Source organism: Ralstonia sp. 1138, from assembly GCF_040544795.1.
Lineage (GTDB): Bacteria > Pseudomonadota > Gammaproteobacteria > Burkholderiales > Burkholderiaceae > Ralstonia > Ralstonia flatus.
In genome coordinates this window covers 1,399,914-1,414,817 of the sequence record NZ_JBEPKQ010000001.1, presented here as the reverse complement: position 1 = coordinate 1,414,817, position 14,904 = coordinate 1,399,914, and the positions used below count along the sequence as shown (strand labels likewise).

Genomic DNA, 14,904 nt, shown 5'->3' with positions numbered 1-14,904 from the left:
AATCGCTTTCGCCCCCATCTCGTATTTCGCAGGCCTGAGCATACTGATGCAGCTTTGCTCGCCGGTGCAGGCCGCTGTCGTTCCGGATCGCACACGCATCATCTACAACGCCGAGTCGCAATCGGAAAGCCTAACCGTAGCGAACAAGAGCGAGAAATATCCCTATGTGGTCCAGTCCTGGATCGAGGACGCGGCCGGCAAGCGCATCACCTCGCCCTTCATGGTGCTGCCTCCGCTGCAGCGCATTGAGCCGAACGAGCGCAACATCCTCCGCATCGTGAAGCTGCCCGGCGATATGCTGCCGACCGACCGGGAATCGGTCTTCTATTTGAACGTGAGGGAGATTCCGCCCAAGACGGACGCGCAGAATGCGATCCAGATCGCATTGCATTCGAAGATCAAACTGTTCTACCGGCCCAAGGGTGTGCAGCCCAAACCCGAAGACGATCCGTCTTTGCCGATGACGCTGCGGCTTGACGCATCACGCCATAAGTTGGTGCTCGACAACCCGACGCCTCTTCACATCACGGTGGTCGAGCTTGCCGCAAGCGAAGAGAAAAAGACGCTGAAGTTCGACGCGGTCATGGTCGCGCCCAAAGCCACCGCTGAAGTGGATTTCTCGGGCGCATTGCCGGCGACGCTGTACGTCTCTCACATGAATGACTGGGGTGGGCAGAACGCCGTCAAATACACCTGTGACGGCGCAACGTGCCGGAGCGTGCAGCCATGAGGACGTCTGGTCAACGGTTCGTGGCGAAGCTCGCTTTCCACGCCATGCTTGTATTGGCTTGTGTGCTCGAATCGCAATCGGCACTGGCCATGCGGTGCGTCGCGTCCGGTGGTGCCGACAAGTTTGTCGAGCCGATCGGCTCCGTTCAGACGTATCCGGTAAACGCACCGGACGGCTACATCATCTGGATATCGCCCACGCGTACCACGACCGGGTATTGCTACAAGGATCTGCGTCCTGGCGTGTCGTGGGAGGACCCTGTCTTCTTCTACGCCAATCCCGCCAACATGGACCCCGCCGCCTGGGGGCTCGAGATCGGCATCCGTTACAAGGGCGTCGACCACTTCGGCGCCAGCAACCAAGTGGGCACCGGCGTCCCGACGGGCGACATCGTGCCCGTGTGTACCACCGCGGATTTCGATGCAGGCCTGTGCCCCAAGGTGCCGGTCAGCATTACCTATCAAGTCGTCGTCAGGAAGCGGGGTACGTGGACGGGCGTGCCGCAGGACACCTATCCCGTGTTTCAGTTCGACGGTGCACGGGGCTTGAACTGCTGCAATACCAGCTTTCAATACATCCTGAGCGGTCTGGAGAACCTGAAGCCTACGCCGTGCATCGTCGATGTCTCAGTCGCACCCGAGCCCGGCATTGTCGACTTCGGACAGGTACAGGCCACACCGACGGGCTTCTCCCCCACAGCCCCGACGCGGCCGTTCAGCCTCGCACTGACCAAGCAGCAGTGCACAACGTCGGTGAAGATCAATGGCTATTTCCAGACATCGAACCCGCTGCACGATGGGCTGGTGTTGCCATCGGCTGACAGCAACTTCGGGATCAGCATCCAAGACCGGACCGGCAAGGTGCTTCCGATCGGAGAGCCGTTTTCGCTGGCTACGTTTTCGCCGTCGGACACGTACATCGACGTGCCCATGACAGCAACGCTCAAGCCGCTTGGTGCCCCGAAGATCGGGCCCTTCACGGCCGTGGTCACCGTTCAGATTCTGTACGACTGAGCGCGCGCCGACGTCCGGTGAAAACAATGCACACCTACGTAGAACGCGGCACGGAAGGCTCCGCGCGGAATCGTATCCGTCCAATTGCGGTGCTTGAAATGGCACCCTATTTTTGGTCGCGTCGGATCGTCATTCGAGGTCAAAGATGAATCAGGCATGGGCTGTTCGGACGCTCGTCGTCGGGCGCGATCGCTGGTGGCTCGATCGCGTGATAGCGGCGCTGCGCGAAGGCGACTACAACACAATGCACGTCGATGACCCGGCAGGCGTGCACGCGGCGGTCATCACTGCAAAGGCCGACCTCGTAGTCTTCTCAGTCAGAGCAATCAATGAAGAAGCGCTGAGCGGCCTGCGGTCTCTACGTTCCAATGCGCACACCGCCCGGCTGCCGATGATCGCCGCAGTGCGCGATGACACATCAGCAGCACGTATCTTGGCCTTCGATGCCGGGGCCGATGACGTCTGGAGCGGACAGTATCACCCGGGTGAACTGCACGCCCGCATCCGTGCGCTTCTGCGGCGCGGCGGCTGGGTTGCAACGGAGCTGGAAACCCCCATGCACAGCCTGCAACTGCACGCGATGTCGCATTCCGTAACTGCGCAAACCGAACTCGGCCCCCGGAGGATTGTGCTCAGCCCCATTGCCTTCCGGCTGCTGCGCTTTCTCGTATCCAACCCGCGGCGCGTGCACTCGCGAGAAGAACTGTTGGCGCAGGTATGGGGCAACTGCCTCTGCATCGGCAAACGCACGGTGGATGTGCATATACGCAAGCTGCGCATGGCGCTCGAAGGCACCCACTCCGAAGGGTGGGTCCAGACAGTGCGATCCGGTGGATATCGATTCTCTCCGGCTGAGGACCTCGAACCCACCGATGGCGCGACATTCCAATACACCGGCAGAGAAGGCGATGCGCTGACTCTGGGTCGGTAACTCGGCATGCCGACATCGACACCGTCGACATCATCGCCAACGGCTGGCGGCTTCCGGATAGCACGCCCGATTCACATCAGGAATTTCTATGCACATCGCGCTTGTCCATTCCGCATCGAACGACGGAGACTGGGTGGAAGGCACCTTGAGGCACCTCGGCCACGAGGTGGTTCGATTGACGACGCTGGAAGCGCTTGTCGGCACCCTCCATCAGGCTTCGTACGATCTGGTTGTCTTGCATGACAACGCCGACCATGCGGACATTCTCGACGCGCTGGCGTTCCTGCGCTCCCGACTTCTACAGAGCGTCCCGGCTTTGATCTACGGCAGCAAGCCAGACCAGCTCGCCATCGCCCGCCTGCTGGACGGTGGCGCAGACGACTATGTGGAAATGCCCACCGGCGCGCTGGCGTTCTCGGCCCGCGTCACGGCGCTATTGCGACGCGTCTATCCCGCCCGCATGCACCAGGCCAGCTTTACCGTGGGTGCGTTCGACGTCATGCCCTTGCGGCGCATGATCCGGGTGCGCGGTGTGCCTGCCGACCTGACCGACATAGAAACCCGCCTTGCGCTGCTGTTGTTTACCAACATCGATCGCACCCTGTCACGCAGCCAGATCTTTGCCTTGGCCTGGGGACGCACGGTTCCACTGATGACGCGGACCATTGATACCCATGTATCGCGGCTGCGGACCAAACTCGGGCTGTATGAAGACAATGGCGTAGTCCTGCGCGGGGTCTACAACGTCGGCTATCGGCTCGAGCGCTACTCAAGCCACAGCGCCGCAGGATTCGCCCCAACGCACCTCTACGCCCTACGTGCATAGCATTCTGGGCATCCCGGAGGCTGGCACCGTCCATGCCGCAGGCACCGCCAGTTCAAGGTGGGTAACAGGTCGACGCCGGCCCATTCCTGCGCTCCCACACTTTGGTCTCGCGGGCGAATGCGTATGGATCGCGCCGTACGCCCTTCACACCGCGCGGCTTTAGAACCGATACCCCACCGACAGAAAGCTCGCCAACGGGTTGATCCGCACCTTCGTGGTCGTTGTCACGGTACCCACCGGCGCCTGCGTCGTCAGCGTTGCCTTGGTGGATAGCCACATATACGAGACCGATGCGCCGATCGACCAATGCGCGTCGAGGTTGTACGTCAACCCGGCATTGACGATGGGGGCGAACGACTTGCTGAGCGATGCCGTGGTCGGGCCAACCAACATGGCGCCAGTGGTTGGCGAGGCCAGAATCTGCCCGGTGGCCAGCGGCCGGCTCAACTCGATATCCCGGTACCAGACATAGGCCAGTCCCGCGCCAAGATACGGCCTGTGGCGCGCATCCGGTTCGCCAAAGTGGTATTGCAGTTGCGCGGCCGGGCTCCACGCCCTTGCCGTACCCATTTCTCCAACGGGCGCGAGCGATCCGGTTCCGCTCAGGTGCAGGGTGGGTGGAATGCCGAACACCGTTTCCAAGGCCACATGATCAGTGACGAAATACCGTGTGGTAAGCGCAAAGGTATTGGCGTTGGCGAGCGTGGACCCGCTGCCGGGCACCACGGCCGATTGCCCGAGCGCATTCACTGTCAGCGGTTGGCTGGAATCCTGAGGGGCGAGATGCACCCAGCCCGCATTAACGACCCACTGCCCTGCCGGCTGCGCATGGGCGAGCGAGGTCGCCGCGAGCGACAAGAGCATTGCCGCGCGTGTGGTCTTCATGTTGTCTCCGTTTTTTTAATGTAGGCACTGCAACTGCTGGAATGCGCCGTCATGCGGCGCGGGGCACTTCACCTGCTCACGCGACATTGGATGCGTCGGCGGGCAGGCGAGGAATTCCTCCTTCGATTGGATGCGCCAGGACGCCGGCACATCCGTGCTTCAACTTCAATTGACGGAAAAGGGAAATGGGAAGCGGCCAAGCACTTCTCGGGCGGCAACAATCGATGCGCAGGCTTCGAGCTTGACCGATGCGACGAGGCCCCTGGATTTGTCCTCCACCACTTCCAGGGCCTCAAACGCGATGCCCGCATCCTCAAGTGCCGCAGACAGGGCTTCACGCGTTTCGCGGTGCTTCAGTGCGGGCTTGAAGATCTTGCCCACGGCGGTCAGCGGCATCGTTTCAATGATGTTGACCTGTCGGGGCAGCGCAGCACGTTCGGCAATCTCCGCCTTCAGGAAGGCCAGCAGGTCGGCTTCTGTGGCGGACGCACCGGCGCGCAATTGCACGTAGGCAACCGGCAACTCGCCCGCATGCACATCCGGGCGCCCGACGGCGGCAGCAATCTGCACGGCGGGGTGACGATGCAGCGGCGCTTCGATGGTGAGCGGATCGATGTTGTGACCGCCGCGGATGATCAGCTCCTTCTTGCGGCCCGTGAGCCAGAAGTAGCCTTGCTGGTCCTGCCGAGCCAGGTCGCCGGTATTGAGCCACTGCTGCCCATCGCCCGTATCGACCCAAAGCCCTTTGTTCTGCTCCGCCTGGCGGTACCCCGAGAAGACGTTGGGGCCCGACACCAGCACCACGCCCACCTCGTCTACCGCGCAATCCCGCACGTACACGCCACCCTCGTCCAGCACGACGGTCTTCATCGGCTGCATGGGCACGCGCAGGCCGATGGAGCCAAGACGGCGCTCGCCCGTGGGCGGGTTGACGCTGCTCACGCAGGTCGCTTCGGTCAGCCCATAGCCTTCGAGAATCTTGATGCCGGTCTGCTCCTGGAAGCGGCGAAAGACTTCGACCGGCATGGGCGCGGCGCCGCAGAGGCCGTATTCGAGCGATCGCACATCGCGCTCGCCAACGGGCACCTGCAGTAGCGAAGCGTAGAGCGTCGGCACGCCGCTGAAGAAGTTCACGCGGTGGTGCTCCACGATCTCCCAGAAGCGCTGGATCACGCCGTCGCCGCGATAGCCTTGCGGCGTGCCAAGCAAGACATGCGCGCCCCTGGAAAACGGCAGTAGCCCGGTCACCAGAACGCCGTTGACGTGGAACAGCGGCAAGCCGCAAAACACCACCTTGCCGGGGCCGATGCCTTCGCCCAGCACCTGCGCCGTGCTCCACGCGTTGGCCACTTCATTGCCATGCGTGCGCATCGCAATCTTCGGCAAGCCCGTGGTGCCGCCGGTGCAGAAGTACGACGACGCATCGTGCGCAGCAATGTGCCGCCGGCTGTTCAGGCCGTCTGCACGCTGCGCCTGGATCGCGCTTTTGAAATCGTGGATGCGCACCGACATCGGGACAGCACCATGCACGCCCTGCGGGCCCAGCAAGCGCAGCGCTTCGTTCTTTTGAATCTGCGTGGCACATTGCACGGCACCATGCACGCGGTCGGCCAGGTTCACCAGCACCAGGTGCCGCAGGCTCTTGATGGCGGGCAAGTGCGGCTGCAGCTTGACCCACGTATCGGTGCCGGGAAACGGTGCCAGAGTGACCAGCACCGACGCACCGGCGGCATTGAGCAGTTCGGCCAGCGCGGGCCCTTCGAGCAGCGGATTGAAGGCCGCGACAATGCCGGCAGCCTGCCCGCCCCAGATCACGAAATGCGTTTCCGGCAGGTTGGGCAGCACAAACGCAATCACGCTGTCTTTCTTGACGCCGATGCTGTCGAAGAAATTGGCCGTCTGCGTGATGCGTTCAAGAAGCGCTGCGTAGCTCCACGTCTGTGGGGTGCGGTGGTCATTGACGCTGAGGAAGAAGCTCAATGCTGGCGCCTCCGGATTCAAGCTGGCGCCGCGACGGATCATTTCGTAGGTGCTCGACGGAAGATCTGGCGGAAGACCCTGTGCTTCCGCGGCTTCCACGTCGTGCAGGCTGGAAAAACCGGACATGGCGCTCACTCCTCGGCAACGATGCGATTGCGCTGCACACCCAGATCGATCCGTCCGTCCGACGCGTGGATGCGTGCTTCCACCACGTCGCCCGACTTCAGGTATTGAGGGCGAGCGGCCTGCACTTTGAAGAACATCTCCCACTTCGTCTTCTCGGGCAGCATCGCGGCCACCTTCTGCTTGGCAGGAGAAGGAATGGACAAGGCGCAGCCTGCAGGCGTGCCCGTCGCCAGCAAATCGCCCGGCTCCAGGTCGTGCACGCGAGACAGCTCGGTCAGCGTCTCGGCCGGGCCGTAGACCAGGTTGGCTGTTGTGTCGTTCTGCCGCAGCTTGTCGTTGACGGTCAGCTTGAGCTGCAGACTCCGGAGCGCCGGGATCTCGCGCGGTTCCAGCAGCGTGAGCCACGGGCCCACCGGCCCGAACGTACGGAACGACTTGCCCTTGTAGAACTGCATCTGCGGGATCTGCACGTCGCGCGCGGAATAGTCGTTCACGATCACGGCGCCGGCCACGTATTCGTGCAGGTTGTCGTCCGTCACGTCGACTGGCCCATGCATCGCCTTGCGCATCACCAGGCCAAGCTCGATCTCGTAATCGAGAAACTGCACGCGCTTCGGTTTGATCACGTCGCTGTCGGCCGCGACGATGCAGCTCGATGCCTTGGTGAAGATCATGTTGTACGTCTTCACGTCCGGGTCCATGCCGGACTCGATCATGTGCTGGCGGTAGTTCGCGCCCTGGCAGATGAACTGCTGGTTGCGCGTGACCGGAGACTGCAGCTTCACCGCCGACACGGGCAGGGCTTCCCCACCCAGCGCAGCAAGCTCAGCAAACGTGGTGTTGCGAACCAAGTCGCCCGTCGTGGCAAAGGTGCCGGGCACGGGCGTGATGCGGGTATCGCGGATCACGCCCCATTGGGTCTGATCCTGGTACTCAAAGCGAACGATATTGATGGACATGGCGAACGATGCGTTGGATGGATGACGACTGACCGGGCGTGTGCTGCCTCAGGCAAAGATCCGGGCAAGCGTGACCAGCTTGCGCAGCGTCAGGTCGGGGCTGCGCCGCAGGTTGCGGATCAGGGCCGCAATGGCCGTCGGTGTCAGCTTGGGCTTGGTGAAGCTGGCCGGCATGGCCTGGCCCCACTGCGACATGGCCTCGCGGCTGACGGGGTGAATGCCGGTGGGCAGATCGGCGGTGAACAAGTCACCGTCGCAGTAGTGCTCGTGCTTGTCGCCCCACGGGTCTTGCCAGTAGTCGAAAATCTGGCTGCCGAGGATGTGCCGGCCCAGCCCCCAGGCGTGCTTCCATCCCTGCTCGCGCAGCATGCGGTGGCCCATGCCCACGGCATCGGCGTCGATCAGTTCGAAGGCGCTGTGGCTGTACTTCGACACAAAGCCCTGCGCCAGCGCGAGCGTGTGGTGGTCGGCCGGCGTATCGCCCAGATCCAGCCGCATGAATGCCACCGCAGGCGAGCCGTCGGGCAACACCTGCACGTCGCTCGGGATGAAACCGAAGTGCTGCGTGTACCAGGCGCAGGTCGCCTGAAAGTCGGCCAGCTCCAGGACGACATGCCCGAGGCGAAGCACCTCCGGCGTACCCACGGGTGGCCGCTGTGTTGCGTTGATGCGCACGGCGGTGTCTGCCGAGTTGAGCGGCAACGGTGAACGGTGCGGCAGCTCGGTTGTCTGCGCCTGACCGGCAATCGCGTCGACGCGAAACCCGGACGGATCGAGGAGTCGCACGCGATCGCCACCACCCGGCCAATCCGAGGGCTCCACGGTCGAGGCTCCGGGTAGTTTCGCCAGGGCATCCAAGGCGGCGCGTCCGGCCACCTGCAACCCGAAGCCGGCAAAGGCGGCCTTTGGCGCCTTGCGCACGACATAGCAGAACGGCGCCGGGCCGGTGCCGCGCAAGAGCAATGTCGCCTCGTCGCGCTGAACCGTCACGAGACCAAAGTCATTGAGGAACCGCTCGGCGCGCTCGAGATCGGGCCGGTCGAACATCAGGTAGGCCAGCCCCAACGCCTTGGTCGTCGGCTGCGGATGGCGTGCAGGCTGTGCTGTGGTGAGTTTCATGGCAGGCACTCAGGCGGATTGAACGGCAGCAACATCAGCGGCGGTGTCCGCTGCGGGCATGGGCGCAGGTTGGGCGCCCAGCAGCGCCAGGCTTTCGCACACGAGGCGCTCTGCCTCGGCAGCGGGCCCGTCATGGGCGACCGTGCGATCCGGACGCACGACGGCCGCCCAACCCACCGGCGCCGCGTTGGGAAGGAACGTGCCGTTGAGGTCTTCCCAAACGCTGGGCACGTCGCGGTGCAGAGGCTGCCCGCGATGCGCGATCCGAACGAACGTGCCGCCGAGGCGCTCGAACGCGGCGGCCGTTGCGGGCTCCAGCGCCGCGCGGGCGTCGCAGCCGAAACCGACGAGCGTGTAACCGTGGCCGAGCACGTCGTCGCTCAGACACGTGTGCCCCTCGGCATTCCTGACCCAGCCTTGCGGAATCACTCCGCCGCGCATCAGCTTGGTCGACGAACATCCTTTTACGAACAGCCCGGTCTTGAACGCGTTCTTCGGCTTGATGCGCAGCTCTTCAAACTGCGAGCGCAGGCCGGGCACCAGCCGCGTCAAGCGCATCAGACCGTGCGTCAGCAGCGCGATGGGCGCACTGCGCGGCATCACCAGCTTGCCCATGAACCGCGCGAGATTGATCATGGCTTTCGCGTGCGGGCGGCGTTCTTCGTCGTAGGTGTCGAGAATCCGCGCATCGGCCCGCCCTTGCAGCACCCAGGCCAGCTTCCAGCTCAGGTTGGCGGCGTCCCGCAGTCCGGCGACCAGCCCTTGGCCGACAAACGGCGGGGTGATATGCGCCGCATCGCCAACAAGGAACACCCGGCCAACGCTGAACCGGTCGACGGTTCTGGCGTGAAAGCGATAGACCGCCTTGCGTTCGATCGTGATGTTGTCAACGTCCGTCCACGGCGCCAGCAGCTCGCGAATGCGGCTGTCCGACTCCATCTCTTCACGGCGCTCGCCCGGCTGGAGCATGAACTCCCAGCGCTCGCGCGCGCCTGGGGCGACCATGTGCGGCGTGGGGCGCCGGTGGTCGCAGAGAAATTCAACGTGGTCGATCGGCTTGGGCACATGCCGCGCATCGACAATGAGCCAGTCCTCCGCATACGTGGTACCGCGGAACTCCTGCCCGATCAGGTGGCGCACGAGCGAGCTTGCGCCGTCTGCGCCCACCAGGTAGCGAGCGCGGACCCGGCGCACCTGCCCGCCGCCGATGTCCAGCGAAGCGAGTACGCCGTCCGGCTGATTCGTGAGGCTGAGCAGCGTGGTGCCGAGCGCGACATGCACATCATCGTGCGCGGCCAAGCGTGCGCGCAGACAGCGCTCCAGATCGGGCTGATAGAACGTGACGAGTTTCGGATGGCCATCCAGGCTGCCCAGCGTGTTGACCCGCCCGAATTCGCCCAGCCAGGGCGAATGCATGCGGACGTGGGGAATGGCCACCGTTTCGAAATCGCTCTGCCCGATGCCGGCCTGTTGCAGGATGCGCAAGGCTTCGTTATCCAGCGCAATGGCACGCGGGGCCATATAGATGTCGGGTGCCTTGTCGATCGCCATCACGCTCACGCCGTCGCGCGCCAGCAAGTGCGCCACCATGGCCCCCACGGGGCCGAGCCCCACCACAAGGACATCTACCTCAGCTGGCAACGCGCCAGCCGCTTGAGGGCGAGCGCCATCCGTGGCGCGTGAACTGGCACGCGCATGTGCATTTGTCTCCACCGCTACTCCGTTTCTTTGTCTACGTTTCGACCAGGCTTTAGTCACCTTTTTTGACATTAAAGTCATCACTGATGATTTTGTCAATATCGACATTCGAATCTATAATTCCAGCCACAACAAGCACTGCAGACCGCCATGGCCACCACCGAGACTCGCCGAACACCGAAGCGCCCCGCTGCGAAGACGCCCGCCCCTGCGGCGCCCGCCGCTGAAGAGCGTGAGCCCCGGGGCGCGCGGCGCAAGCGGGAAACGCGCGCGCGCCTGCTGGATGCCGCACTCCGGCTCATGGCGGAACGAGGCATGGAAGGCGTTGCCATCAACGAAATCACCGAGGCCGCGGACGTCGGTTTCGGCTCGTTCTACAACCACTTCGAATCGAAAGAAGCCGTCTACGCCGCGCTGGTGAACTCGGTGTTTGAAGAGTTCGCCGATTCGCTCGACAAGGTGACGGAAGGGTTGTCCGACGCGGCCGAGATCATTTCCGTGTCGGTACGGCACACGCTGGTCCGGGCGAGGCGCGAGCCGGTGTGGGGGCGTTTTCTCATCCGCGAGGGCTTCTCGGCGCGCGTGCTGACGCACGGCCTCGGTCAGCGCCTGCTGCGCGATATCGAGCGCGGCATCGCGGCAAAGCGGTTTGTGGTGGTGGATCCGTTCATCGGATTCCTGTCGGTCGGCGGCACCGTGCTGACCGCCATCTCGGCCGAACTCAACTTTCTGGCGCCCGGTGCGCCGGCCGCGGATGTCGTCAAGGAGCTGGGATTTTCTGGGGACCATTTCCCCGAGCGCACGGCGGCGGCGCTGCTGCAGACGCTGGGGCTCAAACGCGCTGAAGCCGAAAAAGTGGCCGCCCGGCCGCTGCCCGTTGTGGAAACAGCCGACAGCGCAAGCTGACCTGAGCGCCCGCGTTGGAACGCGGGCGTCTACGCGAACGACCTTACTTGGCGACGGTACTGGCCGCCGAATCCAGGCAATCTCGCTTCGATCGCGCGACCTCTGACGGTTCGGCAGCGTAAGCCACCACCGCTTCGGCCATCTGCGAAGCGAGCGCCTTCAGCGCGCGCCGATGGCCTTCTACCACGCCGTCAATACCAGCGGAGACGTCCTCCTGGACGACGCTGTGGCATGTCAGCAGTTGACGGTCATCCGCAGCACGAATCGTCCAGACGGCATCGATCAGGACGTGCGAGCCGCGCCATGCATCAAACCGCTGTACATCCACGGCCACGCGGTAGATCGGCCTTTTCCCATCGTAGGGAAGACCGTGCAGATCCATCGCGCGGGTCTGCAACGCCAGCCCGGACGACAGCGCCGCACGGATCTCATCGCCCACGGGCGACGCCCAGCGGTCCATTTCCAGGACGTCGACCTGCCCTGAACCGGCCTGGACGACCAGCCGCCTGCCCGCCACCGACCGCGGAACGCGCACCGACACCACATCAACGAAAAAGGCGCGTGCGGGTGCCTGTGCCCGTGCGGCCACCGCAACGCTATCGGCATCACCACCCAGCAAGCTGTGAAAGCGCTCCGGCGGCGAGCTGCATGATGCAAGCGCTGCGCAGACAACCACGCCGGCAACGACGCGGCAAATTGGGAGCCACGACACCATTACCGTGCATCTCCTTTTTTGCCAAACAACAGCGATTCCGGGTGACGCTCCAGATAGTCCGTCAGCGCATTGACCGATTGAAGCGTGCGCGTCAGTTCCTGCATCGCGTCATGCACGTCCGACTGGAGCGGTGAGTCCTGCCGCAAGGTCGCCTGCGCCGCATTGAAGGTCTGCTGTGCAGAGGCCAGCGTGTCCCGCGCCTGCGGCACGACGTCTTTATCGAGATGACCGAACAGCCGGTTCGCATTTTCGAGCGTGCCATTCAGGTTGTTGCCGATCTTGTCGAACGGCACCTGGTTGAGCTTCTTCGCGATGTCGGCAAGCTGCACCTGCAGCTCATCCAGCGAATTCGGCACGGTCGGCAACTCGACCGGCGAGCGGTGGACATCGACCGTCGCACGTGGCGCCTTGGGGAACATGTCGAGCGCCACATACAACTGGCCCGTCAGGAGGTTGCCCATGCGCAGCTGCCCGCGCAGCCCCTGCATGACCAAGTGCTGCAGCAGTTCATGAGCGCCCGGCGTATCCGGCGCGGGCAGCGAGGTGTTGGTGCGCCGGCTCAGCCGCGACGGATACAGCGCCATCGTGACGCGCATGCTGAATGTTTTGCCAGCCTCGTCGTATTCGATGCCGATGTCGGTGACGTTGCCCAGCGCAATGCCGCGCAGGTCCACCGGTGCGCCGACGGACAAGCCGCGCAGCGACTGATTGAACCGCATGACGACAGTCAGCGGCGTACCGTCGGGCTCGCGCATTGCGTCCGCTTCATCGGATGCTAGCTGGAACACGGTGCTGTCCGGCGGCGGTGGCCCATCCGCCTGACCCGGTGGCGACTGGAACGCCAGCCCGCCGACGATGACGGTGGCCAGCGATTGCGTATTCAGCTTCAAGCCGCTGGAATCAAGTCGCAGGTCTACGCCGCTGGCATGCCACCAGCGCGTGTTGGTGCCGACGTATTTGTCGTAGGGGGCGTTGAGGAATACCTTCACCTGTACGCCCCCGCCTTGCTTGTCCAATGCAAAACCCACCACCTGCCCCACTTGCAGATGGCGATAGAAGACCGGCGCACCAATATCGACCGAACCGAGCGAATCGCCGTGCAGCGAAAACTGGCGCCCTTGCTGATCGGTGGTGACGGATGGCGGACTCTCCAGCCCAACAAACTGGGTCTGGCTGTCTTTGGAATGCCCAATATCCACGCCGATATACGCACCGGAAAGCAACGTGCCCAGGCCGGATATGCCACTCGCGCCCACACGCGGGCGAACCACCCAGAACCGGGTGTCCTTGGCCGCAAAGCGCTCGGCTTCGCGGGCTAGTTGAATCTTCACCATCACGCGCTTCAGATCCGGCGTGAGCGAGATGGATTGAATCGTGCCGATCTCGACATCCTTGTACTTGACCTTCGTCTTGCCAGCCTCGAGGCCTTCGGCATTGGCAAAGGTGACGGTGACGGCGGGGCCTTTCTCGGCGATGGTCTTGGCGACCAGCGCAAGCCCGATCAATGCCGCAATCAGCGGCACGAGCCAGACCATGGACGGAAGCCAGCGCCGTGGCGGCGTGATATCGGGAAGGGGTAGATCGATAGGACGCATTGCTTGCAAAGAAGAGGAAGCAGACGAAGTGGGTGCGCAGGATTCGTTCAGGAACCGTCTTGCGCGGCGGTGTCTTCGTCGGGGATGGGATCCCAGATAAGCCGGGGGTCGAACTGCATGGAGGCGATCATGGTTAGGATCACCACCGCGCCAAAGGCCAGTGCACCCGGGCCCGCCGTGATGACGGTGAAGGAGCCGAAGTGCACCAGCGCAACCGTGAGCGCCACGACGAACACATCGAGCATCGACCACCGGCCGATGCGTTCAACAAGGCGATAGAGCCGTGTCCTTTCGTGCGGACGCCACGTGGAGCGCCGATGTGCCGCGAATACCAGCATCGCAAGAATGACGAGCTTGAGCATCGGCACCACCACGCTGGCAATGAAGACGACGGCGGCCAGCCCCCAATCGCCGGAGGTCCAGAAGTACGCCACGCCGCTCAGGATGGTGTCGTCTTCCGAACGGCCGAGCGAGGTGCTTTGCATCACCGGCAACAGATTGGCGGGGATGTAAAGCAGCGCAGCGGCAAGCAGCAAGGCGGTTGTCCGGGAAACGCTGGCCGGGCGGCGTTCGTGCAGGATCGAATGGCAACGATGGCACCGCTGGTGTGCCTCGCCCCGCTGAAACGGTTGGACGCTGCCGCATGTGTGGCACGCCACCAGCCCGACCTGCTTTGCGCAGACGCCCTTGACCGGGTCGGCCACGACGGCTTCGTTCTGCGGCGAGTCAGCTCGCACTTCAGCAGACGGCATTGCACCATCCCCGGCCTTGATCTCGTCGCAGGCATGCCAGAGCCTGTGCGGGTCGAACCGCGACACAAGCGCCAGCAGCACCGTCAACGCGCCGAATGCAAATAGACCGGCACCGGGAATCACCCGCGCGAGGCTGATCATCTTCACCGTCGTGACGAGCACGCCCAGCATGAACACTTCGATCATTCCCCAAGGCCGCAGCCATTGCAGGAAGCGGATGACGTGGCGAAAGCCTGGCGGCACAGCCCCCGCGCGCAAGGGAAGCAACACGTAGAGCAGCGCAACCAGTTCCATCGACGGAAACAGCGTGGTCGTGAACAACACGACCGCAGCGACCACGCGCATTTGCCCTGCCCATAGCGAATACACCGCATCAAACAACGTGGCTTGCGACGTCATGCCCTGGGCATTGAGCGCAATGATCGGGAAGCATTGCGCGATCACCAGCGTAATGAGCGCCGCAACCGCCAGTGCGGAGGTGGAATCGAGTGTTGGGCGGGCGCTGTGGGCGCTGCCGAGGTCGCTCGCACAACGTGAGCATCGGACGTTCAGACCATCCGACAGTGGCGGCCGCCGAAACATGCGGTCGCACTCATGACAGGCAATCAGGTGGGCGGATTCCATGGGCGTGGACTAAGCCAATTGGCACTAGGGGCGAAGCGCGGCACT

The 14,904-nt window shown here is 63.6% G+C and carries 13 protein-coding genes; 5 read left to right on the top strand and 8 right to left on the bottom strand.

Going from position 1 to position 14,904, the window contains the following annotated elements:
* Positions 1 to 46 precede the first annotated feature (46 nt).
* The 4 genes from ABIC76_RS06190 to ABIC76_RS06175 all read left to right on the top strand — a co-directional run bounded on the left by ABIC76_RS06190 (position 47) and on the right by ABIC76_RS06175 (position 3,500).
* Positions 47 to 730 carry a fimbrial biogenesis chaperone gene (locus tag ABIC76_RS06190; RefSeq protein ID WP_354533557.1) on the top strand — a complete coding sequence of 228 codons (684 nt, stop codon included), beginning with the start codon at positions 47 to 49 and terminating at the stop codon, positions 728 to 730.
* Positions 727 to 1,743, top strand: a complete 1,017-nt coding sequence (locus ABIC76_RS06185; RefSeq protein WP_354533343.1) for a fimbrial protein — start codon at positions 727 to 729, stop codon at positions 1,741 to 1,743. Before ABIC76_RS06190 ends, ABIC76_RS06185 begins: the two co-directional genes overlap by 4 nt.
* A 145-nt stretch (positions 1,744 to 1,888) precedes the next feature.
* Positions 1,889 to 2,674, top strand: coding sequence for a winged helix-turn-helix domain-containing protein (locus ABIC76_RS06180; RefSeq protein ID WP_354533342.1), 786 nt, complete (start codon positions 1,889 to 1,891; stop codon positions 2,672 to 2,674).
* A gap of 88 nt (positions 2,675 to 2,762) precedes the next feature.
* Complete coding sequence (locus ABIC76_RS06175) at positions 2,763 to 3,500, top strand: response regulator transcription factor (RefSeq protein ID WP_102065438.1); 738 nt, start codon at positions 2,763 to 2,765, stop codon at positions 3,498 to 3,500.
* Between the two features lie 159 nt (positions 3,501 to 3,659).
* Here ABIC76_RS06175 and ABIC76_RS06170 read toward each other — a convergent pair whose 3' ends face one another.
* The 5 genes from ABIC76_RS06170 to ABIC76_RS06150 form a co-directional block, all read right to left on the bottom strand.
* Positions 3,660 to 4,385: an OmpW/AlkL family protein gene (locus tag ABIC76_RS06170; RefSeq protein ID WP_354533341.1), complete on the bottom strand. Its 726-nt coding sequence runs from the start codon at positions 4,383 to 4,385 to the stop codon at positions 3,660 to 3,662.
* A gap of 165 nt (positions 4,386 to 4,550) precedes the next feature.
* Positions 4,551 to 6,491, bottom strand: a complete 1,941-nt coding sequence (locus tag ABIC76_RS06165) for an acyl-CoA synthetase (protein WP_354533340.1) — start codon at positions 6,489 to 6,491, stop codon at positions 4,551 to 4,553.
* A gap of 5 nt (positions 6,492 to 6,496) precedes the next feature.
* Positions 6,497 to 7,450 carry a fumarylacetoacetate hydrolase family protein gene (locus tag ABIC76_RS06160; RefSeq protein WP_354533339.1) on the bottom strand — a complete coding sequence of 318 codons (954 nt, stop codon included), beginning with the start codon at positions 7,448 to 7,450 and terminating at the stop codon, positions 6,497 to 6,499.
* A 48-nt stretch (positions 7,451 to 7,498) separates the two neighbouring features.
* A complete protein-coding gene (locus ABIC76_RS06155; protein ID WP_354533338.1) occupies positions 7,499 to 8,569 on the bottom strand; it encodes a VOC family protein in 1,071 nt (356 codons plus the stop codon).
* Positions 8,570 to 8,578: 9 nt separating this feature from the next.
* Positions 8,579 to 10,339 carry a bifunctional 3-(3-hydroxy-phenyl)propionate/3-hydroxycinnamic acid hydroxylase gene (locus tag ABIC76_RS06150; protein ID WP_354533337.1) on the bottom strand — a complete coding sequence of 587 codons (1,761 nt, stop codon included), beginning with the start codon at positions 10,337 to 10,339 and terminating at the stop codon, positions 8,579 to 8,581.
* 78 nt (positions 10,340 to 10,417) lie between these two features.
* Here ABIC76_RS06150 and ABIC76_RS06145 point away from each other — a divergent pair, with 78 nt between their 5' ends.
* Positions 10,418 to 11,173: a TetR/AcrR family transcriptional regulator gene (locus ABIC76_RS06145; protein ID WP_354533336.1), complete on the top strand. Its 756-nt coding sequence runs from the start codon at positions 10,418 to 10,420 to the stop codon at positions 11,171 to 11,173.
* A 43-nt stretch (positions 11,174 to 11,216) separates the two neighbouring features.
* Here ABIC76_RS06145 and ABIC76_RS06140 read toward each other — a convergent pair whose 3' ends face one another.
* The 3 genes from ABIC76_RS06140 to ABIC76_RS06130 form a co-directional block, all read right to left on the bottom strand.
* Entirely contained in the window at positions 11,217 to 11,792 is a 576-nt protein-coding gene (locus ABIC76_RS06140) for a PqiC family protein (RefSeq protein WP_354533335.1), read from the bottom strand.
* 95 nt (positions 11,793 to 11,887) lie between these two features.
* Positions 11,888 to 13,483, bottom strand: coding sequence for a PqiB family protein (locus tag ABIC76_RS06135; protein WP_354533334.1), 1,596 nt, complete (start codon positions 13,481 to 13,483; stop codon positions 11,888 to 11,890).
* Between the two features lie 47 nt (positions 13,484 to 13,530).
* Entirely contained in the window at positions 13,531 to 14,859 is a 1,329-nt protein-coding gene (locus ABIC76_RS06130) for a paraquat-inducible protein A (RefSeq protein ID WP_354533333.1), read from the bottom strand.
* Between the last annotated feature and the right edge of the window lie 45 nt (positions 14,860 to 14,904).